The sequence below is a fragment of the Pseudoalteromonas phenolica genome, assembly GCF_005876835.1.
GTDB classification, from domain to species: Bacteria; Pseudomonadota; Gammaproteobacteria; order Enterobacterales; family Alteromonadaceae; genus Pseudoalteromonas; species Pseudoalteromonas phenolica_B.
In genome coordinates, this window is sequence record NZ_PPSW01000054.1 from 1 (window position 1) to 718 (window position 718).

Sequence of the window (718 nt, forward strand, 5' to 3'; positions counted from 1 at the left end):
TCACCTAGACGGTAAAGAGTATTTGATTGTTGGTGCAAATCGCACTGAATCGCAAACTGCAAACAATACGGTTGTGGTTGATTTAACTGCAAATACACGCTCAGCAACCGTAGACTTCACTGAGCAGCTAGGCACAATTCCTTATTCTATTTCAGGTCGCGTATTCCTAGACACGTTACAAGACGGTGACCTAGAAACCGCTGAGCTTGATAAAGCGCTTGAAAACATCACAGTGACCCTGACAGGTAAAGACAAGTTCGGTCGTGCGGTGTCACTAACGCGCACTACTGATGTTAATGGTCAGTATACGTTTGCAGATTTAACAGAAGCAAATGATGATGGTTACTCAGTAGCTGCAACTTTCTCTGGCAACACTGAAAATGAGAACGGTAAAGATTACCTAATCATCGGTGCAAACCGTACAGAATCAGATACTACAAACAGCACAGTTAAAGTTGACTTAACGGGTGCAAATAAATCAGCAACCGTGGACTTCACTGAGCAGCTAGGCACAATTGCTTATTCGATCTCAGGTCGCGTATTCCTAGACACGTTACAAGACGGTGACCTAGAAACCGCTGAGCTTGATAGAGCGTTAGAAAACATCACAGTCACGTTAACGGGTAAAGACAAGTTTGGTCGCGATGTATTACTGACGCGCACAACAGATGCTAATGGCCAGTACACGTTTGCAGATTTAACAGAAGCGAATGCTGAT

At 44.0% G+C, this 718-nt stretch carries 1 protein-coding gene; it reads left to right on the forward strand.

The window, feature by feature from the left end; translation table 11 throughout:
- Positions 1 to 718 (forward strand): SdrD B-like domain-containing protein (locus C1E24_RS20385; protein ID WP_138484711.1); only part of this gene is annotated, 718 nt, incomplete at both ends.